The organism is Hydrogenophaga sp. FG152, assembly GCF_057809615.1.
On record NZ_JBMDKH010000018.1, the window covers coordinates 1 to 20,381 of the forward strand.

Annotated in this window: 19 protein-coding genes and 1 pseudogene; 9 read left to right on the plus strand and 11 right to left on the minus strand. The window is 69.3% G+C overall.

The window, feature by feature from the left end:
• The 11 genes and pseudogenes from ACODTB_RS19940 to ACODTB_RS19990 form a co-directional block, all read right to left on the minus strand.
• Nucleotides 1–91: pseudogene (locus ACODTB_RS19940) on the minus strand (electron transfer flavoprotein subunit beta/FixA family protein); the annotation flags it as partial.
• A gap of 17 nt (nucleotides 92–108) precedes the next feature.
• On the minus strand, nucleotides 109–681 hold the full coding sequence (locus tag ACODTB_RS19945; RefSeq protein WP_291115069.1) for an SRPBCC family protein: 573 nt from the start codon (nucleotides 679–681) through the stop codon (nucleotides 109–111).
• 42 nt (nucleotides 682–723) lie between these two features.
• Nucleotides 724–1,923: a CaiB/BaiF CoA transferase family protein gene (locus tag ACODTB_RS19950; RefSeq protein WP_291115067.1), complete on the minus strand. Its 1,200-nt coding sequence runs from the start codon at nucleotides 1,921–1,923 to the stop codon at nucleotides 724–726.
• Nucleotides 1,924–2,892 (minus strand): Bug family tripartite tricarboxylate transporter substrate binding protein, encoded by a 969-nt coding sequence (locus ACODTB_RS19955; RefSeq protein WP_291115065.1) that lies wholly within the window; start codon nucleotides 2,890–2,892, stop codon nucleotides 1,924–1,926.
• A 22-nt stretch (nucleotides 2,893–2,914) separates the two neighbouring features.
• Nucleotides 2,915–3,958 (minus strand): 2,5-dihydroxypyridine 5,6-dioxygenase NicX family protein, encoded by a 1,044-nt coding sequence (locus tag ACODTB_RS19960; protein WP_291115063.1) that lies wholly within the window; start codon nucleotides 3,956–3,958, stop codon nucleotides 2,915–2,917.
• Nucleotides 3,959–3,979: 21 nt separating this feature from the next.
• Nucleotides 3,980–4,789, minus strand: coding sequence for an alpha/beta fold hydrolase (locus ACODTB_RS19965; RefSeq protein ID WP_291115061.1), 810 nt, complete (start codon nucleotides 4,787–4,789; stop codon nucleotides 3,980–3,982).
• Nucleotides 4,786–7,116 carry a xanthine dehydrogenase family protein molybdopterin-binding subunit gene (locus ACODTB_RS19970; protein ID WP_488929678.1) on the minus strand — a complete coding sequence of 777 codons (2,331 nt, stop codon included), beginning with the start codon at nucleotides 7,114–7,116 and terminating at the stop codon, nucleotides 4,786–4,788. Before ACODTB_RS19970 ends, ACODTB_RS19965 begins: the two co-directional genes overlap by 4 nt.
• On the minus strand, nucleotides 7,113–7,610 hold the full coding sequence (locus tag ACODTB_RS19975) for a (2Fe-2S)-binding protein (RefSeq protein WP_291115057.1): 498 nt from the start codon (nucleotides 7,608–7,610) through the stop codon (nucleotides 7,113–7,115). The genes ACODTB_RS19970 and ACODTB_RS19975 overlap by 4 nt, the downstream gene beginning before the upstream one ends.
• Nucleotides 7,611–7,633: 23 nt before the next feature.
• Nucleotides 7,634–8,497 (minus strand): FAD binding domain-containing protein, encoded by an 864-nt coding sequence (locus tag ACODTB_RS19980; RefSeq protein ID WP_291115055.1) that lies wholly within the window; start codon nucleotides 8,495–8,497, stop codon nucleotides 7,634–7,636.
• A gap of 30 nt (nucleotides 8,498–8,527) precedes the next feature.
• Nucleotides 8,528–9,727, minus strand: a complete 1,200-nt coding sequence (locus ACODTB_RS19985; protein WP_488929679.1) for an FAD-dependent monooxygenase — start codon at nucleotides 9,725–9,727, stop codon at nucleotides 8,528–8,530.
• A 2-nt stretch (nucleotides 9,728–9,729) separates the two neighbouring features.
• On the minus strand, nucleotides 9,730–10,464 hold the full coding sequence (locus tag ACODTB_RS19990; RefSeq protein WP_291115052.1) for an isochorismatase family protein: 735 nt from the start codon (nucleotides 10,462–10,464) through the stop codon (nucleotides 9,730–9,732).
• Between the two features lie 196 nt (nucleotides 10,465–10,660).
• On the opposite strand from ACODTB_RS19990, the gene ACODTB_RS19995 reads away from it, so the two are divergent.
• The 9 genes from ACODTB_RS19995 to ACODTB_RS20035 are packed head-to-tail and all read left to right on the plus strand — an operon-like array spanning nucleotide 10,661 to nucleotide 20,379.
• On the plus strand, nucleotides 10,661–11,809 hold the full coding sequence (locus ACODTB_RS19995; protein WP_291115050.1) for an acyl-CoA dehydrogenase family protein: 1,149 nt from the start codon (nucleotides 10,661–10,663) through the stop codon (nucleotides 11,807–11,809).
• The gene (locus ACODTB_RS20000) at nucleotides 11,806–12,864 is read left to right on the plus strand and encodes an acyl-CoA dehydrogenase family protein (protein ID WP_488929680.1); all 1,059 of its coding nucleotides are present in this window, start codon (nucleotides 11,806–11,808) and stop codon (nucleotides 12,862–12,864) included. The genes ACODTB_RS19995 and ACODTB_RS20000 overlap by 4 nt, the downstream gene beginning before the upstream one ends.
• Before the next feature lie 42 nt (nucleotides 12,865–12,906).
• The gene (locus tag ACODTB_RS20005; protein ID WP_291115046.1) at nucleotides 12,907–13,878 is read left to right on the plus strand and encodes a Bug family tripartite tricarboxylate transporter substrate binding protein; all 972 of its coding nucleotides are present in this window, start codon (nucleotides 12,907–12,909) and stop codon (nucleotides 13,876–13,878) included.
• A 28-nt stretch (nucleotides 13,879–13,906) separates the two neighbouring features.
• Nucleotides 13,907–14,806, plus strand: a complete 900-nt coding sequence (locus tag ACODTB_RS20010; protein ID WP_488929681.1) for an alpha/beta fold hydrolase — start codon at nucleotides 13,907–13,909, stop codon at nucleotides 14,804–14,806.
• Nucleotides 14,803–15,474: an alpha/beta fold hydrolase gene (locus tag ACODTB_RS20015; RefSeq protein ID WP_488929682.1), complete on the plus strand. Its 672-nt coding sequence runs from the start codon at nucleotides 14,803–14,805 to the stop codon at nucleotides 15,472–15,474. The genes ACODTB_RS20010 and ACODTB_RS20015 overlap by 4 nt, the downstream gene beginning before the upstream one ends.
• A gap of 21 nt (nucleotides 15,475–15,495) precedes the next feature.
• Nucleotides 15,496–15,660, plus strand: coding sequence for a hypothetical protein (locus ACODTB_RS20020; protein WP_488929683.1), 165 nt, complete (start codon nucleotides 15,496–15,498; stop codon nucleotides 15,658–15,660).
• A complete protein-coding gene (locus ACODTB_RS20025; RefSeq protein WP_291119750.1) occupies nucleotides 15,657–17,063 on the plus strand; it encodes an amidase in 1,407 nt (468 codons plus the stop codon). The genes ACODTB_RS20020 and ACODTB_RS20025 overlap by 4 nt, the downstream gene beginning before the upstream one ends.
• The gene (locus ACODTB_RS20030; protein ID WP_291119747.1) at nucleotides 17,060–19,147 is read left to right on the plus strand and encodes a 3-hydroxyacyl-CoA dehydrogenase NAD-binding domain-containing protein; all 2,088 of its coding nucleotides are present in this window, start codon (nucleotides 17,060–17,062) and stop codon (nucleotides 19,145–19,147) included. Before ACODTB_RS20025 ends, ACODTB_RS20030 begins: the two co-directional genes overlap by 4 nt.
• A gap of 53 nt (nucleotides 19,148–19,200) precedes the next feature.
• The gene (locus ACODTB_RS20035; RefSeq protein ID WP_291119744.1) at nucleotides 19,201–20,379 is read left to right on the plus strand and encodes an acetyl-CoA C-acyltransferase; all 1,179 of its coding nucleotides are present in this window, start codon (nucleotides 19,201–19,203) and stop codon (nucleotides 20,377–20,379) included.
• The last annotated feature ends 2 nt before the right edge of the window (nucleotides 20,380–20,381 follow it).

Genomic DNA, 20,381 nt, shown 5'->3' on the forward strand with positions numbered 1-20,381 from the left:
CGTTGGCGATGTCCACGCCAGTACCGTCGCTCTTGACGCGAACCTTGACGTTGTAGTCCACCACGCGTTTGACGGGGACGATGACCTTCATGGGGCAGTCCTCCGTGTTCAGGCCAGGGCCAGGTACAGCGCCACCAGCGCGGCGGTGGCGACCACGCCCCACAGCCAGGGGCGGCGGGCGGCGGGCGTTTCGGTGGGCGCGGCGGAGGCCACCGCGACTTCGCTGGCGGCGGGCACGGGCGTTTCTACGGCGGCTTCGAAAGCCTTGAAGAAGTCCTCGGCCATCTTGGCGGCGGTGGCGTCCACGAGGCGCGAGCCCACCTGGGCGATCTTGCCGCCGACCTTGGCGTTGGCGGTGTAGTTCAGGCGCGTCTGGGACGCGCCTTCGGCGGTGAGCGTCACAGCCGCCGTGCCCTTGCCGAAGCCGGCCATGCCGCCCTGGCCCTCGAAACTCAGCGTGTAGCTGTGCGGCGGGTTCAGGTCGCTCAGGCGCACCAGCCCTTTGAATTTGGCATTGACGGGGCCGATCTTCAGCGCCAGCGCGGCGGTGAAGGTGTCATCGGCCGTGCGTTCCAGCGATTCGCAGCCAGGGATGCATTGCTTGAGCACTGCGGGGTCATTCAGTGCTTTCCAGGTGGTGTCCACCGACGCCTGAATGGTGCGTTCGCCGTTGAGTTCCATGTGATTCTCGAAATGTGAAAGGGGTGTCGTGCAGGGTGGCGCTCAGCCCAGGACCACCTGGCGTTTGATCAGGTCGGCGATCTGCGCGTCGTCGTAGCCGGTTTCGCGCAGCACGTCCTGGCTGTGCTCGCCCAGCGTGGGCGCCAGCGAGCGCACCGATGCGGGTGTGGCCGAGAACTTGGTCGTCGGCCGCACCGTGACGATCTTGCCCTCCGTGGCATGTTCCGTGGGTTGAAACAGGCCGATGGCGGCGAGTTGCGGGTGCTGCGGCAGGTCGTCGAGCCGGTAGATTTTCGTCGCCGGGATGTCCAGCCGCGCGCACAGGTCGAGCCAGTATGCCGTGGTCTGGTGGCGGGTGAACCGGGACAGCTCGTCGTACATGCCCAGGGTGCCGTTGCTCTTGGCACCGTATTTCTCGGCCAGCTCGGGAACGCCGAGCGCCTCGAACAAGGCACGGCGATGCGACACGGTGTAGGCAAGGATGGCGATGTGGCCGTCCGAGGTGGCCACCGGGGTGCGCGAGCCGCTGCCCAGCAGGCGGGCGTAGCCGGCGGCACCGGCCGGCGGATCGAAGGCGAGGCCGCCCAGGTGCTCGGCGAGCATGAAGGACACCAGCGTTTCGAACATCGGCACCTCGACATACTGTCCCTGGCCCGTCCTGGCCTGGCAGTACAGCGCGGCCAGGACGGCGTTGGCCAGGGCCAGGCCGGCGGTCTTGTCGGCGATCAGGGTGCGCACATAGCTCGGCGTTTCGCCTTCGCCCGCCGTGAGGCCCACCAGGCCGCAGGCGGCCTGGATGGTGTCGTCGAACGCGGGCTTGTCGCGGTCGGGGCCGTCCTGGTCGAAACCGGTGGCCACGCAGTAGACCAGGCGCGGGTTGATCTTCGACAGCGCTTCGTAGCCGAGGCCCAGGCGCTCGATCGCCTTGACGCGCATGTTGTGCACCACGACGTCGACGTCCTTGACCAGGCGGCGCACCACCTCCACGCCCTCAGGGGTCTTGAGGTCGACCACCAGCGAGCGCTTGTTGCGGTTGATGTTCAGGAAGATCGAGCTCATGCCGCCGTTGCGCGTGCCGTTGCCGCGCATGACATCGCCTTCGCGGGATTCGATCTTGATCACGTCCGCGCCGTAGTCGCCCAGCACCTGCGTGCAGATCGGGCCGAGCACCACGGCGGTGAGGTCGAGGACGCGGACGCCTTGCAGGGGTCCGGAGGGAGCGGGAGTCTTCGGTGCGGTCATTCAGTCTGCCTTGATGTTTCCACGGCGCGCGGCTTCGGTGTATTTCGCCAGGTCGCGCTTGACCAGCGCGGCGGTCTGCTGTGCGGTGATGCCGGAAGGGCTGATGCCCATCTTTTCCATCTTCTGCTGGATCTCGTCGCTCGCCACGATGGCGGCGATCTCGCGCTGCAGGCGGTCCACGATCGGCTTGGGCGTGCCTTTGCGGGCGAACAGACCCACGAACACGTCCACATCGAAGCCGGGCAGGCCGGATTCGGCCAGGGTGGGCACGTCCGGCAGGTTCTTCGAGCGCTGGGCGGAGGTGATGGCGATCGGGCGGATGCGTCTGGATTCGATCAGCGGGAGCGTGGGTGCGATGTCGGCGATGAGCATGTCGATCTCGCCGCCCAGGATCGCGGTGACCGCCGGTGCGGTGCCCCGGTAGGCGACGTAGGTGGTGGAGATGCCGGCCTGCTGGTTGAGCAGCTCGCCGGTGAGCTGGAACAGCACGCCCGCGCCGCCGCTGTTGAGGCCGCCGGGTGTGGCCTTGGCCCGCTCGATCAGTTCCCGCGTGTTGGTCACGGGCAGGTCCGGCTTGGTGCTGAACACGATCGGGTAGGTGCCCAGCACCGTGATCGGGTCGTAGTCGTTGATCGGGTGGTAGGGCAGTTCCGATTGCACCGCGGGGTTGATCGTCATGGCGCCGCTGGCGCCGATGAGCAGCGTGTAGCCGTCGGCCGGGGCGTTCTTCACCGCCATGTTGGCGATCGTGCCGCTGGCGCCGGGCTTGTTGTCCACCGTCACGGGCTGGCCCAGGCGCTGCGACAGCGGCGCGGCGATCATGCGCGCCAGGATGTCGGTGCCGCCGCCGGGCGCGAAGCCCACGACGAACTTGATGGGCTGCTTCGGGTAGTCGGCCTGGGCTTGAGCGGGCGCAGCGGCAGCGAACATGGCGAGGCCGGCCAGGAGGAGGGGGCTGAACGTCTTCATGAGGAGGGCTTCGGAGTTGGGGTTACTGAGGGGAAGCGACACGCACGTCGGGATGGACCACGTCGCCGCGGTCGACGATCTGCACGCCGTCGAGCCACAGGCTGCACTGGCGCATCGGCAGGTCCATGTGGCAGGCGGTGTCGTTGGTGCCGCCGAGTTCGAGGTTGGGGCCGGTGGAGAACAGCACGTTGCCGTAGAAGGACAGGGCGTTCATCACGTGCTCGTCGGGCAGGTGGCGCGTGGTGGAGAACTGGTACCAGCGGGCGCGCTCGTTCAGGCCCCAGCCGATGTGCGAGATCGCGTAGGCGCGCGGGTCGTTGAAGCTCTCCATGTAGCTGCGGATGAGCTGCGCGTCCAGGCCGTCGCCCGCGATGTCGACGATCATGCCCTTCTCGACCTGGAGGACCACGCGCGACTGCACGTACTGCTTGAACGCGCAGAGGATGTCGCCGGGTTGCAGCACCACGGTGCCGTCGATCTCGCCGTCGTTGCCCTGCGTGAAGGCAAAGCCGGAGGGCAGGTGGTCCCAGCGGCCGGGCTCGTCGGTGTAGCCGTACTCGGACATCACGGGGTATTGCCCCAGCTTGTAGCGGATGTCGGTGCCGGCGTCGGAGGTGAAGCGCAGCTCCCTGGCCTGTTCCAGCATGGCCTTGGCGCGCTCGACGCGGCGGCGCAGGTCCTCGGTGGGGAACATGGCCTTGATGACATGCAGCGGCTCCATCACGCGCAGGATGCGAACGCCCGCCGCCTGGATCTCGTTCTGCTCCCTGGAGAACAGCAGGCCCAGCATGTCGATCACCATGTCGGCGGATTTGAGGGTGCGCATCGCCAGCTCGTTGCCGACGATGGGGTGGCGGCCCTGCACGCCCACGGCGTTGGCCTGGTCGCGGGCGACGTTGAGGTTGAAGGTGGTGGCACCCAGGCGCCTGGCCGCGACCATGAACGCGTGCGCGCACTCGGCGCGCTCGTCGCCGGCGCTCAGCACCACCATCGTCTGGCCCGGCCCCACCTTGCAGAGTTTGAGCTCCTCGGTGAGCACGTTCAGCATGTCGGCGTCGATCTTCATGGGTTCTTTCCTTGCTTGCTCTTACGGTTGTGCCGGCGGGTTCAATGCCCGTGCCAGGCATTCGCGAAAACCGGCGAAGTCATCCACCTGCAGCTGGTGGCCGGCCGACATCAGCCGATCCACCTGCAGGCCGGGCAGGCGCTTGCGCATGTCCTGCACGTCCTGCTTGGAGACCACATTGCCCTGGCCCGCGCAGATCAGGTGGGTGGGAACGGTCATGCAGGCCAGGTCGGCCAGCATGTCCTGCTGGTGAAAGTCGTCGTAGGTGACGTAGACCGCGCGCTCGTCGCAGGTGGCCAGCCACTGTGCGCGCAGCACCAGCAGTTCTTCGGGCCAGGCCGCCTGGCCCGGGCGGCGCAGCAGCGCTTCGGCCTCGCCCCGGTGTGCGGCGCGCACCATGGCCAGCGTGCGGTCCATCGGAATGGGGTAGGGGCGGCGGCCCGGGCCGCTGGTGGGCGGGTCCAGCAGCACGGCGCGCTGCGCCGCATGGCCGGGCGCGCGCAGCGCGCGCAGTGCAATGCGCGCGCCCATCGAATGACCGACCAGCGTGTAAGGACCGAGGCCGAGGGCCTGTGCGAAGGCCAGCACGTCCTGCGCGCAGGCGTCGACGCCGTAGTCCAGGTGGGCGCCCGATTCGGACAGGCCGCGGCCGCGCACGTCCAGGATGTGGCAGTCGTGCGTCTCGCCGAGCCAGCGGCCGACGTGGTCCCACAAGGCCGCAGGGCTGACGATGCCCGGCACGATCACCACCACCGGCCCCCGTCCCCCGTAGCGCAGGTAGTGCTGGCGGATGCCGTTGGCCCGGACGTGCTGGCCGTGCAGGTAGGTCACGCCGACGCTCCCTCGGCGTTGCGCGCTTCGCGCATCGTGGCGGCCAGGCGGTCGAGCGACATCGGCAGTCGCGTGACCGAGACCGACAGGCCCGAGAGCGCGTTGCTGACCGCGTTGGACAGCGCGGCGCCGGTGCCGATGATGCCGCCTTCGCCCGCGCCTTTGACCCCCAGCGGGTTGGAGGGCGAGGGGCTCAGTTCCAGCGTGAGCGCGTCGACATGCTCGAAGTCGGTGGCCACGGGCAGCAGGTAGTCGGCGAAGGTGCCCGTGATCAGCTGGCCGTCTTCGTCGTAGATGAACTCGTCCAGGAAGGTGCCGCCCAGGCCTTGCACGGCGGCGCCCACGGTCTGGCCATGCACGATCAGCGGGTTGAGCATGCGGCCGACGTCCTCGACGCAGAGGAACTTTTCGACCTTCACCTGGGCGGTCTTGGGGTCCACGCTCACGTGCGCCAGCTGCAGGCCGAACGTGAAGGTGAGCTTGTCGTTCTCGAACGAGGTTTCCACGCTGACCGGGCCGCGCTCGTGCGGGCCGCACACCGGCAGGCCGGCGGCCAGGGCCACCGGCGTGGCGATCACGGCGCCGTCGATCTCCCGCACCACCCGGCCTTCGCGCCAGGCCAGGCCTTGCGGACCCGCCAGGCCGTTGAGCGAAGCGGCGCGCTCCAGCAGCACCCGTTGCATCGCCTGGCCGACCTTGAGCACCGCGCTGCCGCCCATCACCGCCGAACGCGAGTGGTAGGCGCCGAAGCCCTGCTTGAGGTAGGTGGTGCTGCCGTGGTGCACGCGGATGCTGTCGTAGGGCACGCCCAGCGCGTCGGCCAGCACCTGCGCCATCACGGTTTCATGACCCTGCCCTGCGCTGGAGGAGCCGACGAAGAGGTCGAAGCTGCCGTCCGCACGCAGTTCCAGGCGGGCGTGTTCGCCCGGGCCGCCGCCGGTGGATTCGGTGAAACACGCCAGGCCCACGCCGTGCAGTCGGCCGTCGATGAGCTGGCCGTTGCGGGCCTGGAGGGCGTCATAGCCGAAGTGCGCCAGACCGCGCTCGAACACCGTCGGGTAGTCGCCGCTGTCGTAGACCGTGGTGGGCTGGCCGGGCACGAGCGGGCCGGCGTCGTAAGGCATCTGCGCGGCGGTGATGAGGTTCCTGCGCCGGAACTCCACCGGGTCGATGCCCATCTCCTTGGCCGCGATGTCGATCAGGCGCTCGCGGAAGAAGCAGGATTCGTAGCGACCCGGCCCCCGGTAGGTGCCGGCGGGTGTCTTGTTGGTGATGACCGCGCGCACGTCGAAACCCAGGTTCGGGATCGCGTAGGCGCCTTGCAGGAACTGGGTGCCCTTGCCGGCCATCACGCCCGAGTTGGTGCGCACGTAGGCGCCGAGGTCGCTCAGCACCTGGCCGCGCAGGCCCTGGATGAGACCGTCGCGGTCCACCGCGATCTCCAGCTCGCAATGCATTTCGCGCGAGTGGTTCATGGCCATCAGGTTCTCGCGCCGGTCCTCGATCCACTTCACCGGCCGGCACAGCAGCCTGGCGGCGAACGGCACCAGGAAGTCTTCGGGGTAGAAGTCGCCGCGCACGCCGAAGCTGCCGCCGACATCGACCTCGATCATGTCGATCGCGGACGGCGGCAGGTCCAGCATGCCGGCCAGGATGCCGCGGTTGGCGAAGGGCACCTTGCCGGCGCCCCACACGTTCAGGTGCCCGGCGGCGGCGTCCCATTCGGCCACCAGCCCGCGCGTCTCCAGCGGCACGGCGCTGTGGCGGTGCACGTAGAAGCGCTCCTTGCGGGTGTAGTGCGCGCCGCGGAAGGCGGCGTCCACATCGCCGCGGCCCACGTGGTAGGCGCTGGCGATGTTGCTGCCCTGCGCGGCGTGGATCAGCACCGCGTTCTGCGCGGCGGCGTGGGCATCGACCGCCGCTTCCAGGCCGTCGTAGTCCACATGGATCAGCTCGGCCGCGTCTTCGGCGATGTAGCGGCTTTCCGCGATCACCATCGCCACCGGCTCGCCGACATAGCGCACGATGTCCTCGGCCAGGGGGCGCTGCAGGAAGTTCTCCATGCCGGGCAGCGGGCAGGTGCGCTGCGGAATGGGCCTGGCCCACGGCGCGATGTCGGCGAAGGTGATCACTTCTACGACGCCGGGCAGTTCCAGCGCGGCGCTGGCGTCGATGCCGAGCACCCGGGCATGGCCCATCGGGCTGCGCACCACCACGGCGTGCAGCATGCCCGGGCGCTTGATGTCGTCGACAAAGCGGCCCTGCCCGGTCAGCAGGCGCAGGTCTTCGTTGCGCTCCTGGGCGCGTCCGATCATGGCGTCGCTCACGGCCGGCCTCCGGCTTTCTGCGCCTGGCGCGCTTCGGCGGTGGCGACGATGGCGTCGACGATGGGGATGTAGCCGGTGCAGCGGCAGATGTTGCCGGAGATCGCCTCGCACGCCTCCTCGCGCGTGGGGCAGGGTGTGCGCTCCAGGAAGGCGTGCGCGGTGGTCAGCATGCCCGGGGTGCAGAAGCCGCACTGCAGCGCGTGGTGGCGCCGGAAGCTGGCTTGCAGATCGGTGAGTTCACCGGGCCGGGACAGGCCCTCGACGGTGCCGACGTCGCGGCCGTCGGCCTGCACGGCAAACATCAGGCAGGCGCGCACCGGTTCCTGGTCGAGCAGCACCGTGCAGGCGCCGCAGACCCCGTGCTCGCAGCCCAGGTGGGTGCCGGTGAGGTCGAGTTCGTCGCGCAGAAAGTCGGCCAGCGTCAGGCGGGGCTCGACGTCGCGTTCGACCGCCTGGCCGTTGACGCGCAATTGGATTCGGATGGCTTCGGTCATGGGGATGTTCTCCGTGTCGGCGTTCAGGACGCCAGCGCCTGGCGCAGGACGCGCGCCATGAGCGTCTGCACCAGTTCGAGCCGGTACTCGGCCGACGCGTGGTGATCGCTCATGGGGTCCACCGCGGCGCGCGCGGCATCGGCCACCGCCTCGATGGCGGCGTCGGTGACGACGCGGCCTGCGAGCAAGCCGGGCGCGGCTTCGATGACCAGGGGTCGGGATGTGGCGGCGAACACCACGCATCGCGCCTGGGTACAGCGGCTGCCCGCGTCGAGATCGAGTGTGCAGAGCGCGCCGGTGATCGCGAAGTCGCCCCGGCGGCGCGAGACTTCTTCAAAGCCCCAGCGGCGTTGCGAGGGCCAGGCGGGAAACTCCACCGCTTCGATCAGTTCGCCCGGTTGCAGGTCGGTGGTGTAGACGTCCTGCGTGAAGTCCACCGCCTTGACGCGGCGGCACCCCTGCGTGCTGGCGATGACGATGGTGGCGTCCAGCGCGATGCAGACCGCCTGCCATTCGGCCGCCGGGTCGGCGTGCGCGAGGCTGCCGCCGATGGTGCCCCGATTGCGGATCTGCGCGTGCGCGACAAAGCGCATCACCTCGGGAATGAGCGGCATGCGGCGCTGGAGCAGTTCGCTGCGCTCGAACGCCGCGTGCGGCGTCATGGCGCCGGCCTGGATGCCGCCGCCCGGCAGCTCGCGGATCCCGCGCAGGCTCTCGATGCGGCCCAGGTCGATCAGCACCTCGGGCGTGGCCAGGCGCATGTTCATGGCCGGCACCAGGCTCTGACCACCGGCGATGACCTTGGCACCGTCCCCCAGATCGGCCAGTCGGCGCAGGGCCTCGTCCAGTGTCGAGGGGGCTTCGTATTGGAATCTTGGGGGCTTCATGGATCTCTCGGACGTGGGAGGGTCGTCGGCCTAGAGCGGCACGTTGACGGCGTCGTAGGTGAACAACCACTCGTAGCGCTCGCGGATGCGGGCGGGGTCCCATTCGATGGAGGTGTAGTTGTCCGCCTGCACGGGGTCCAGCAACTGTTCGTTGTGGAAGCGCTTGAGGTTTTCGGACGACTTGTTGACGATTTGCGTGGTGCGTTCGATGCGGGCGTGATCGTAGCGCAGCAGGGCTGCCGCAGGATCGTCGGCGCCGGCCTGCAGGGCGCGGGCCAGCACCATGCCGTCTTCGATCGCCATGTTGGCGCCTTGCGCCAGGTAGGGCAGGGTCGAGTGGCAGGCATCGCCCAGCAGCGTGACGCGGCCGTGGCTCCAGCGCGTCAGGGTGGGGTGCAGGAACAGCGCCCATTTGAAATGGTGCTCGATGTTCTCGACCATCAGTTGCACGTCCGGGTGCCAGCCGACGTAGTCGGCCTTGCATTCTTCGAGCGTGCCGGCTTCGGTCCAGGACTCGACCTGCCAGCCGTCGCGTTCGACGTGGCCGACGAAGTTCAGCAACTGGCCGCCGCGCACCGGGTAGGTGATGGTGTGGCCGTGGGGGCCGATCCAGTTGACGCCGACCGGGCGGCGCAGGTGTTCGGGCAGGCGATCCATCGGGATCAGGCCGCGCCAGGCCATGCCGCCGGTGAACTGGGGCTTGTGCTCGCCCACGAGCTGGCGGCGCACGCGCGAGTGCAGGCCGTCGGCACCCACCAGCACGTCGCCGCGCACGGTCTGTCCGTTCTTGAGCTGGAGTTCCACTTCGTCACCCACTTCGCGGAAGCCCACGCCTTGCGAGTCCACGTGCACGGCGTCGGGCTTGAGGGCTCGCACGGCATCCAGCAGCATCTGGTGCAGGTCGGCGCGGTGCATCAGGTAGTAGGGCGCGCCGTAGCGTTCGATCGATTCGGCCCCCAGGTTCAGCAGCGGGATCGTCTTGCCGCTGGACCAGATGCGCACTTCCTTGGACGAGGACTCCACGCCCCACTTCACCAGTGCTTCGTTCAGGCCCAGCGCCTGGAGCACGCGCACGCCGTTCGGGCCGAGCTGCACGCCCGCGCCGATCTCCATGAGTTCCTGCGCCTGCTCGAACACCTCGACGTCCATGCCCCGCTGCAGCAGGGCCAGGGCCGCCGTCAGGCCGCCGATGCCGCCGCCGGACACCACCACTTTCAATTTCTTGCTCACGTTCAAGTTCCTTGGGAAGCCTTGGGATCGGCGTCGGCCTGGCGAAGCAGCTCAAGGGCTTCGCTCACGGGCATGACGTCGGCGTATTTGCTGTTCATGTCGAACAGGTTGACGGCGTGGGAGGTCTGGGAGCGGTCGAACACCGCTTCCATCGGGACCACCACGCGGAAACCCAGCGACGTGGCGTCCACCACCGTGGCGCGCACGCAGCCGCTGGTGGTGGTGCCGGTGACGAACACCGTGGAGATGCCGTTGTCCACCAGGTAGCTCACCAGCGGCGTGCCGAAAAACGCGCTCGGGTGCTGCTTGGGCAAGAGGATGTCGCCTTCGACCGGCGCCACTTCTTCCACGAAGTCGTAGCCGCGCAGTGGAATGGTCATGACCGCCGGGGCCTTGTCGGCCCAGCGGCCGCCGTCGTAGGCCTTCTTGGGAGCGACGTGCGGAAACATCACCGGCAGACCGGCGGCGCGAAACGCCTCGATCAGGGCGCGGATGTGCGGCACCGCGTTCCAGCCGTGTTCTCCGCAGCTGGTCGGGTACTCCTTGATGGCTTCCTGGATCGGCAGCGGCTGGCTGCTGACCGAGCGGTACTGCACGTCGATCACCAGCAGGGCGGCCTTGCCCGGCTTCTGCGACTGGCTCCCGAACCCGATCGAGTTGTAGAGCGCCAGCTCGTCGGCGGGGATCACGCTGTGCCAGGGAGGCGTGGGTGCCTCAGGCGCTTTGGAAAAGGTCATGGAAAGATCGGCATTGTTTCTGTTTGAAGGAATATAGTTCTATCAAACAGAATTTACAAGTCAAAAAAGCCTTTTATGTTGCTTTATAGATACATATATTGACTTTAAAGTTCTGTTTGTTAGCATCAAGTTCTGTTCAACGAAATCCGTCGAAAGTTGGCAACGTTCCCGGACCTTGCGACTTTGGCGTTTTGCAATGCCTGAATTCAGTTTTGAGCCCGTGGAGTTGCCGCCAACGGCGCCGGCCTTGAGGGAGCGTGTCAGGCGGTTCCTCGCGTTGGAGCGCTCGCGCAACACCTTTGATCCCGTCCGCAACACCTGGACCTCGTTCAATGCGGCATTCAGCCGCCGTTGCGGTGAAGAGGGTTTGATCGGGCTGGTGTTTCCCCGTGAGTACGGCGGCCAGGGCATGTCGAACCTGGAGCGCTATGTCGTGATGGAGGAGCTGATCGCGGGCGGGGCGCCGGTGGGGGCCCACTGGATCGCGGACCGCCAGAGCGGGATGCAAATTCTGCGCCACGGCACCGAGCACGCGCGCCGCACGATCATCCCGCGCATCGTGACCGGGCAGTGCTACTTCGCCATCGGCATGAGCGAGCCCGATTCCGGTTCCGATCTGGCGGCGGTGCGGACCCGCGCCGTGCGGGTGGAGGGTGGCTGGCGCATCACCGGCACCAAGGTCTGGACGAGCAACGCCCACCGCGCGCACTACCTGATCGCACTGGTGCGCACCGCGCCCAAGACGGAAGCGCGCCATGAGGGCATGACGCAGTTCATCGTGGACATGTCCCAGCCGGGCGTGACCACGCGGCCGATCTACAACCTGTACGGCGGACACGACTTCAACGAGGTGGTGTTCGACGATCACTTCGTGCCCGACGAAATGGTGCTCGGCGAACCGGGCCAGGGCTGGCAGCTGGTCACCGGTGAGCTGGCCTACGAGCGCTCCGCGCCGGACCGTTTCATGAGCGTGTATGCGGTGCTGCTGGAGACCATGCGCAAGCTGGGGCCGCAGCCCGAGGCGCACGCCGCCGTCGAAATGGGCCGTTTCGTGGCGCACCTGGCGGCGCTGCGCTTCATGTCCAACTCGATCGCGGGCAAGTTGCAGCGCGGCGAGCAGCCCATCGTGGAAGCCGCGCTGGTCAAGGACATCGGAACGACCTTCGAGCGCGAGATCCCCGAGGTGGCGCGCCGGCTGATCCCCGTCGAGTCCTCCATGGGGCGCGGCAACAGCTTCGAGGACATGCTGGGCGGCGCGATCCTGCGCGCGCCGGCCGCGACGATCCGCGGCGGCACACGAGAAATTCTGCGCGGGATGATCGCCCGCGGACTGGGTCTGCGATGAACGAGTTGCGTCAGGAACTGGGCAAGGGCCTCGCCCGTTTGAGCGAAGAGGCCTGCACGAACGAGGTGCTGGAAGCGGCCGAGCAGGGCGTGTGGCCCGAGGCGGTCTGGAGCGGTCTGGAAAACATCGGCCTGGTGGTGGCGGCGTTGCCCGAGGAGGCCGGCGGTGTCGGCCTGGAGCTCGCGGACCTGCTCTACATCGTCGCGCGCAGCGCATACCACGCCATGCCGGTGCCCCTGGTCGAGACCTTTCTCGCCGGGCGCGGCCTGGTGAGCGCCGGCATCGAGGTGCCGGAAGGCGCGCTGACGGTGGCGCCCGTGATGGACGACCGCCTCTCGCTGAGCCTGCAGGACGGCACCTGGACCGTGCGGGGCACCGCGCGCCGCGTGCCCTGGGGCCAGGTGTGCGGCCATGCCATGGTGGTGGCCGAACACGACGGCGCCGACCATGTGGCGCTGGTGTGCCTCACCCCGGACATGGTGACGGCCGACGACCGCAACGTCGCCGGCGAGCCCCGCGCGACGCTGACCTTCGACGGCGCCACCGTGGTGGACGCGCGGGCGGTCGCCGGGGCGCGCGAGCAACTGGAACTCGACGGGGCGCTGTTCCGTTCGGTGCAGATGACCGGGGCGTTGGAGCGTGCACTGGAACTGTCTCTCCAGTACGCCGGCGAGCGCGTGCAGTTCGGGCGTCCGATCGGCAAGTTCCAGGCGGTGCAGCAGATGCTCGCGGTCATGGCCGGGCATGTGGCGGCGGCGAAGGCCGCGGCGGACTTCGCGGTGTTCGGCTGTGCCCAGGGGCTGAGCCTGTTCCCCGTGGCCATCGCCAAGGCCCGCACCGGTGAAGCGGCCGGCCTGAGCGCCGAGGTGGCGCACCAGGTGCACGGCGCCATGGGCATCACGCGCGAACACCGCCTGCACTTCTCGACCCGCCGGCTCTGGGCCTGGCGCGATGAATTCGGTGCGGAAGTGCTGTGGCAGCGCCGCCTGGGATCGCTGGTTGCGCAACAGGGACCCGATGCGCTGTGGCCCATGTTGACCGCCTTCGGCGAGTGACGATTTCTTTCAACCCCCTCCAACCACTTTGAGGACATTTCCATGAAAAACTGGTTCGCGCTCGCCTGCACGGCGGCCATGGTGATGGCGGCTCCGCACGCCGCCGCTCAGGCCACCGACTACCCCGGCACCAAGCCGGTCCGCATCGTCGTCCCCTCGGCCCCCGGCAGCGGTGGCGACAGCGCGGCCCGCTTCTTCGGCGAGCAGCTCGGCAAGCAGCTGGGCGGCAGTTTCGTGGTCGAGAACCGCTCCGGCGCGGGCGGCGTGATCGCCGCGAACACCACCAAGTCCGCACCCGCGGATGGCTACACCATCTTCATCGGCAGCAACACGCCGCTGGTGGTGACCCCGCTGGTGATGAAGAACGTGAGCTTCGACCCGATCAAGGACTTCACGCCCCTGTCGGGCACGACGCGCGGCGCGACCATGATCTCGGTGCAGCCGACCTCGTCCATCAAGACGCTGCAGGAACTCGTGGCCAAGGCGAAAGCCTCGCCCCAGCCGCTCAACGCCGGCGCGTTCACCTCCGGCTACCAGCTGGCGCTGGAGTGGTTCGCCCACATGGCCGGCATCAAGATCAACGTGGTGCCTTACCGCGACTCCGCGCAGATGTACACCGACGTCGCCGGCGGCCGCATCGATTTCGTGATCTCCGACGTGGTGGGCGGTTCCGCCGCCGTCCGCGGCAACCTGATCCGTCCGCTGGCGATGTCCGCCGAGAAGCGCCATCCCGACTACCCCAACGTGCCCACGGCGCGTGAGTCCGGCTACCCCGACTTCGTGAACTACGTGTGGTCGTCGTTCGTGGTGCGCGCCGAGACGCCCGCGCCGATCCGCAAGAAGCTGGCCGACGCGCTCGCCCGCATCATGGACACCGACCTGGCGCGCCAGTACGCGAAGAACAACAACACGGAACTGCTGGACCTCGGCCCGGAGGAGATGCGCAAGTTCCAGCTGGAAGAGTTCGAGCGCTTCAGCAAGGTGGCCAAGGCCGCGGGCATCACGCCGCAGTAAGGCGGCACCCCGGGAAGACCGTCTGCGAATGACCGCCACGTTCCCCGGCGCGCGCGCTCCCGACCGCACGCGCGCGCTCCAAGCCCAAGGCCTGCGCCTCCAGGTGTGCGAATGGGGGGCGCCCGACGCGCCACCCGTGCTGCTGGCGCATGGCATCGGTGACTTCGCGCGCAGCTTCGATCTGCTCGCGCCCGCCCTGGCCGACGCGGGCTGGCGCGCGGTGGCCTGGGACCAGCGCGGTCACGGCGACTCGGATCACGCCGACCTCTACAGCTGGCAGGCCGACGTGCGCGACCTGCTGGCCGTGGCCGACGATTGCGGCAGCGCGCCGTTGCCCGCCATCGGCCACAGCAAGGGGGGCTCCTTGCTGGCCTGGGCGGTGCAGGCGCTGCCGTGGCGCTTTTCCCAACTGGTGCTGCTCGACGGTCTGTCGTTCAACTCGCCCGGCGTGGCCGCGCAGGACCTGTGGCGCGGCCTGCTCACCGCCGAGGGTCTGCAACGCTGGATCGCGCGCCAGACCGAGCACCCGCCTCGCTATCAGGCCACGCGGGAGGCCCTTGTCGAGCAGCGCGCGAAGGCCAACCCCCGCCTGCCCGCGGCCTGGATCGACCGCCTGGTGGACCTCGGTGCCCGCCACACCCCAGAGGGCTGGCGCTGGAAGCACGACCCCCGCGCGGTCGCACCCCTGATCGGCCCGCATCCTTCCCAATGGATGCTGCGCCGCCTGGCCGGCATGTCGCCGGCGCTGCTGGCCATCGTCGGCGGCGTGCGCGAAAGCATGAGCTGGAAGGTCGATCTGTCCGAGATCGAACCCCATCTGCCACCCGGCGCGCAGGTGGAGAGATGGCCCGAGGCGGGCCATTTCGTGCACATCGAGGCGCCGCAGGCCACGGCGCAGCGCGTGCTTTCCTTTCTGAGGTCCGCATGATCCGTTGGCTCACCGTCGGCCGGTTGCGCCTGGCCCTGCACACCTTGCGCCTTGCTGCCGAGGCCGATGCGGCGGCACCGCTGCTGCTGTTGCACGGCCTGGGCGAACGCTCGCCCTCGCAGGTGCCGGCCGAGTACCGGGCCTGGCCGGGCGCGGTGCTGGCGCTGGACTTCACCGGGCACGGTGGCTCATCGATTCCCGTGGGTGGGGGCTACACCTGCGAGGCCCTGATGGTCGATGCGGTCACGGCGGTGAAGGCGGTGGGGCCCTGCACCCTGGTGGGCCGGGGCTTGGGCGCCTATGTCGCGCTCATGGCCACCGCCGTGTGCGCCGATCTCGTGCGAGGGACGGTGCTGCGCGACGGCCCGGGGCTCGCCGGGGGCGGCGACGGCAGCCTGAGCCCCTGGCTGCCCTCCGTGGCGGCGCCCTCGCGGTCCTCCCCGGACCCCCAGGCCCTGGCCGACCTCGCCACCGATGTGCGGCACCCCGCCGCCGCCGCGCGCTGGGCGCAGCTCGTGCGCGAAGCCTCGCCGCTGAATGCGCCGGTGCACTTCTGCCTGTCGGAGCGCCCGCTGTGGGCGCTCGTGGCGGCCGACGCGCTGGCACAGACCTTCACCCAGGTGCCGACCGCGCTCGCCGAGTGCGCGTCGGCCGCCGTTCCTGCCTGATGCACAAGGATCCTGACCGCCATGAGTTCGATGCCTTCACCCCTCCCCGCCGCGCCTGCAGCCGATGCCCGATCGGCGGCCTTGCAGCCCATTCTGGACATGGCGCGCCCGGTCGTGGCTCTGCTGCCCATCGACGCCGCTCCCGACGCGTTCCTTCTCGAACTCCAACGCCAGGCCGCCCCATGACGCTCACACAGATGTCCCTGGAAGAGGCCTGCGCCGCGCTGGCGGCGGGGCGCACCAGCTCCGTGGAGCTGCTCGACGCACTGCTGGCCGAGGCGCGCCGCCTGGACCCCGTGATCCATGCCGTCGCCGAATGGGACGAGGATGCGGCCCGCGCACAGGCCGCGCAGCGCGATCAGGAGCGCCAGCGCGGCCAGGTGCGCGGGCCGCTGCACGGCGTGCCGCTGGCGCACAAGGACCTGTTCTTCCGCCCCGGGCGCGCGCCGCTGTGCGGCTCGCGGGTGCCGGTGCCGGCCCAGGCCCGGCTCGCGGGCGTGCTGGCGCGCCTGGAGGGCGCGGGGGCCGTCGACCTGGGCAGCGTGCAGCTGTCCGAGTTCGCCTACAACCCCACGGGCCACAACTGGGCGCACGGGCATGTGCGCAACCCCTGGCATCTTGAGCACGTCACCGGTGGTTCTTCCAGCGGCTCGGCGGCGTCGGTGGCGGCCTGCTTCAACTTCGCTTCCATCGGCTCCGACACCGCCGCTTCGATCCGCGTGCCCGCCGCCTGCTGCGGTGTCACCGGACTCAAGCCCACCCATGGGCTGGTGGATGCGAGCGGCTGTGTTCCGCTGTCCTACTCGCTCGACACGCTGGGGCCGATCGCCCGCAGCGCCCGCGACTGCGGCCTGATGCTGGACGCCCTCGCCGGCACACAGACCCTGCGCGCCGCGAACGACCTGCCCGCCGGGCTTCGCGTGGGCGTGGCCACGCGCTACTTCGTCGACGACATCGACGCGGAGGTGGCCCGGGGGCTGGACGACGCGCTCGCGACCTTGCGCGAGCTGGGCGCGCGGGTCGTCCCGGTCGCACCGGCCGGCCTGCCGCAGGCCAACGCGAACGCCAGCGTGATCATCATGTCCGAGGCCACCTCCGCGCACCGGCCCCTGATGGCGCCGCACGCCGACCGCTACTCGCCCACCGTGCTGGAGCGCCTGGAGCAGGGTGCGCGGTTCAGCGCCGAGGACTACGTGGGCGCGCAGCGCTACCGCGCGCTCGCGCTGGCCGAGTTCAGCGACTCGGTGTTCGCGCAGGCCGATGTGCTGGTGGCCCCGGTCATGGCGATGCCGGTGCCGCGTCTGGACGACGTCGGCGCCGAGAGCGACCCGGCCATGAACCGCATCGCGCGCGACATGACGCGCCTGACGCGACCCATCAACTACCTCGGCCTGCCCGCCCTGTCCCTGCCGGTGGGGCGGGACCGCCGCGGCCTGCCCCTGGCCGTTCAGCTGATCGGCCGTCCCCACAGCGAAGCCTTGTTGATCCAGCTCGGTGCCGCCCTGCAGCGCATCACCGACTGGCACCTGCAACGCCCCCCCATCACCCTCAATGGCGCCACTCCTGGCGCAGGAAACCACCCCGCATGAACTTCGTCCGATACGAGCAGGTGCAGCAAGTCGCTGTGCTGAGCCTGAACAACCCGCCCGTCAATGCCCTGGCGCATGAACTGCGCCGCGACCTGGCCGCCGCTCTCGACCGCGCCCTGGTGGACGGCGCCGTGCAGGCCGTCGTGCTCACCGGCACCGACAAGGCCTTCTGCGCCGGCGCCGACCTTCCCGAGCTGGGCACGCCCAAGGCCGCGCAGGACCCCGACATCTTCACGCTCATCCGCGAGATCGAAGCCGCCCGCAAGCCGGTGGTGGCCGCCATCGCCGGCATCTGCATGGGGGGTGGCCTGGAAATCGCGCTCGCCTGCCACTACCGCGTGGCGCTGAGCGATGCGCAGATCTCGTTCCCCGAAATCAAGCTCGGCCTCATGCCGGGCGCGGGCGGCACGCAGCGGCTGCCGCGCCTGACCGGGCTGACCTGGGCGCTCAACCTCATGCTGTCCGGTGAGACCGTGCGCGCCGAGCGGCTCATGGAGACCGCGCTGTTCGACCGCGTGGTCGCCCGCGACCTGATCCGGCAAGCCTGCGAAGTCGCCATGGAAATCGTGGACGCGGGCGAAGCGCCCCGCCGCACCGCCGATCTGAGCGTGGACGAGCCCTACGCACAAAGCCTGCTGCAATTCGCGCGCAACACCGTGCGCCCGCGCCTCAAGGGCGGCAACGCGGCACCGCTGCGCGTGATCGACGCCCTGGCCGCGTCGGTGGACAAACCCTTGCAGGAGGGGTTGCGCCTGGAGCGCGAGGCCTTCGCCGCGCTGGAGCAGGCGCCGTACTCGCGCGCCATGCGCCACATCTTCCGCGCCGAGCGCCTGGCCGCCAAGGTGGCCGGCATCCCGGGCGACACGCGGGCGCGGGCGATCGAGCGCGTGGCCGTCATCGGTGCCGGCACCATGGGCGGCGGTATTGCCATGGCCTTCCTCAATGCGGACATTCCCGTGGTCCTGCTGGACCGCAGCGACGAGGACGTGGAGCGCGGCCTGGCCAACGTGCGCCGCAACTACGAAACCACCGTCCAGCGCGGTCGCCTGAGCGAAGACGCGATGGCGCAGCGCATGGCCCGGCTCAGCGGGGCAACGGCGTACGGCGCCATCGCCGACGCCGACCTGGTGATCGAAGCCGTGTTCGAGAACATGGCGGTAAAGGAAGACGTGTTCCGCAAGCTCGACGCGGTGATGAAGCCCGGTGCGATCCTGGCCACCAACACCTCGCGCCTGGACGTGGACCGCATCGCCGCCTTCACCCAGCGACCGGCCGACGTGCTGGGCATGCATTTCTTCAGCCCGGCCAACGTGATGAAGCTGCTGGAAGTGGTGCGCGGTGCCGCCACCGCCCCGGACGTGCTGCACACCGTGATGCAGCTGGCGCGGCGCATCGGCAAGGTGGCCGTGGTGTCGGGCGTGTGCGACGGCTTCATCGGCAACCGCATGATCACCTTCTACCTGGAGCAGAGCATGGTGCTGCTGGAGGAGGGCGCCTCGCCGCAGCAGATCGACCGGGCGCTGGAGACCTGGGGCATGGCCATGGGGCCGTTCCGCATGAGCGATCTCGCCGGGCTCGACATCGGCTACACCATCCGCCAGCGGCAGTACGCCGAAGACCCGGGCGCGCGCCGCAGCCCGATCGCGGACAAGGTGTTCGAGGCTGGCCGCCTGGGCCAGAAGAACGGCAAGGGTTGGTACAAGTACGTGCCGGGTCAGCGCTCCGCGCAGCCCGATCCTGAGGTCCAGGCGCTGATTGCGGCGCACTTCGCCGCCACGAACCGCACGCCGCGCGCGTTCAGCGACGAGGAGATCGTCGAGCGCTGCATCTATGCGCTGGTCAACGAAGGGGCTTACATCCTGCAGGAAGGCATTGCCGCGCGCGCCTCCGACATCGATCTGGTCTACCTGCACGGCTACGGATTCCCGCGCTGGCGCGGCGGCCCGATGATGGCCGCGCAGACGGTGGGCCTGCCCAGTGTGGTGCGCGCCATCCGGCGCATCCGCAGCCGGCCGGACTCGGCGTTCAAGGCGCCTGCGCCCCTGCTGCTGCAGCTGGCCGAACAGAACAAAGGCTTCGAGTGACGCGCTGCACGCACTCCCGGTCGACCCATTGATGCAAACGCGAAGGAATGAAGATGAATGAAGCGGTGATTGTTTCCACTGCACGCACCGGGCTGGCGAAGTCCTGGAAGGGGGCGTTCAACATGACCCACGGCGCCACCCTGGGAGGCCACGTGGTGCAGGCGGCGGTGCAGCGGGCGGGCATCGACCCCGGCGAGGTCGAGGACGTGTACTTCGGCTGCTCGCTGGGCGAAGGCACCACGGGCAGCAACGTGGCGCGCCAGATCGCGCTGCGCGCCGGCCTGCCGGTGACCGCCGCCGGCACCACCGTGACGCGATTCTGCGCCTCGGGCCTGGAAGCCGTGGCCAACGCGGCTCGGCGCGTGATCGTCGACCGCGTGCCGGTGATGGTGGCCGGCGGCATCGAGTCGATCTCCTGCGTGCAGAACGAACTCAACCAGCACATGCGCCTGGACCCCTGGCTGCTCAAGCACCGGCCCGATACGTACGTGAACATGCTGCAGACCGCCGAGAACGTGGCCAGGCGCTACAAGATCGACCGCGAGGTGCAGGACGCCTACGGCGCGCGCAGCCAGCAGCGCGCCGCCGCCGCCCAGGCCGCCGGGCTGTTCCGCGACGAGATCGTGCCGATGTCCGTGACCATGGGCGTGGAGAACAAGGCCAGCGGCCACATCGAGCGCCGGGACGTGACCATCGACCGCGACGAAGGCATTCGCGGCGACACCACGGCCGACAGCATCGCCAGGCTGCGCTCGGTGTTGCCCAACGGGGTGATCACCGCCGGCAACGCCAGCCAGTACTCCGACGGTGCGGCCGCCTGCGTCGTGATGGATGCCCGCCTTGCCGAGCAGCGCGGCATTCGCCCGCTGGGCATCTTCCGGGGCTACGCCGTGGCCGGTTGCGAGCCCGATGAAATGGGCATCGGTCCGGTGTTCGCGGTGCCTCGCCTGCTGGAGCGCACGGGTGTTCGCATGGAAGACATCGGCCTGTGGGAACTCAACGAGGCCTTTGCCGTCCAGGTGCTGTACTGCCGCGACAAGCTGGGCATTCCTGACGACCGCCTCAATGTCAATGGGGGCGCGATCGCCGTCGGGCATCCCTACGGCGTCACCGGCGTGCGCCTGGTCGGCCACGCGCTGATCGAAGGCCGCCGCCGCGGCGTGAAGTACGTCGTGGTGACGATGTGTGTGGGCGGCGGCCAGGGCGCCGCCGCGTTGTTCGAGGTGTGCTGACC

What these genes read in the sequence shown, in the direction of transcription:
- ACODTB_RS19945 (WP_291115069.1), bottom strand. Translation starts at nt 681, where the DNA reads ATGGAACTCAACGGCGAACGCACCATTCAGGCGTCGGTGGACACCACC.
- ACODTB_RS19950 (WP_291115067.1), bottom strand. Translation starts at nt 1,923, where the DNA reads ATGACCGCACCGAAGACTCCCGCTCCCTCCGGACCCCTGCAAGGCGTC.
- ACODTB_RS19955 (WP_291115065.1), bottom strand. Translation starts at nt 2,892, where the DNA reads ATGAAGACGTTCAGCCCCCTCCTCCTGGCCGGCCTCGCCATGTTCGCT.
- ACODTB_RS19960 (WP_291115063.1), bottom strand. Translation starts at nt 3,958, where the DNA reads ATGAAGATCGACGCCGACATGCTGAACGTGCTCACCGAGGAGCTCAAA.
- ACODTB_RS19975 (WP_291115057.1), bottom strand. Translation starts at nt 7,610, where the DNA reads ATGACCGAAGCCATCCGAATCCAATTGCGCGTCAACGGCCAGGCGGTC.
- ACODTB_RS19980 (WP_291115055.1), bottom strand. Translation starts at nt 8,497, where the DNA reads ATGAAGCCCCCAAGATTCCAATACGAAGCCCCCTCGACACTGGACGAG.
- ACODTB_RS19990 (WP_291115052.1), bottom strand. Translation starts at nt 10,464, where the DNA reads ATGACCTTTTCCAAAGCGCCTGAGGCACCCACGCCTCCCTGGCACAGC.
- ACODTB_RS19995 (WP_291115050.1), top strand. Translation starts at nt 10,661, where the DNA reads ATGCCTGAATTCAGTTTTGAGCCCGTGGAGTTGCCGCCAACGGCGCCG.
- ACODTB_RS20000 (WP_488929680.1), top strand. Translation starts at nt 11,806, where the DNA reads ATGAACGAGTTGCGTCAGGAACTGGGCAAGGGCCTCGCCCGTTTGAGC.
- ACODTB_RS20005 (WP_291115046.1), top strand. Translation starts at nt 12,907, where the DNA reads ATGAAAAACTGGTTCGCGCTCGCCTGCACGGCGGCCATGGTGATGGCG.
- ACODTB_RS20010 (WP_488929681.1), top strand. Translation starts at nt 13,907, where the DNA reads ATGACCGCCACGTTCCCCGGCGCGCGCGCTCCCGACCGCACGCGCGCG.
- ACODTB_RS20015 (WP_488929682.1), top strand. Translation starts at nt 14,803, where the DNA reads ATGATCCGTTGGCTCACCGTCGGCCGGTTGCGCCTGGCCCTGCACACC.
- ACODTB_RS20020 (WP_488929683.1), top strand. Translation starts at nt 15,496, where the DNA reads ATGAGTTCGATGCCTTCACCCCTCCCCGCCGCGCCTGCAGCCGATGCC.
- ACODTB_RS20025 (WP_291119750.1), top strand. Translation starts at nt 15,657, where the DNA reads ATGACGCTCACACAGATGTCCCTGGAAGAGGCCTGCGCCGCGCTGGCG.
- ACODTB_RS20030 (WP_291119747.1), top strand. Translation starts at nt 17,060, where the DNA reads ATGAACTTCGTCCGATACGAGCAGGTGCAGCAAGTCGCTGTGCTGAGC.
- ACODTB_RS20035 (WP_291119744.1), top strand. Translation starts at nt 19,201, where the DNA reads ATGAATGAAGCGGTGATTGTTTCCACTGCACGCACCGGGCTGGCGAAG.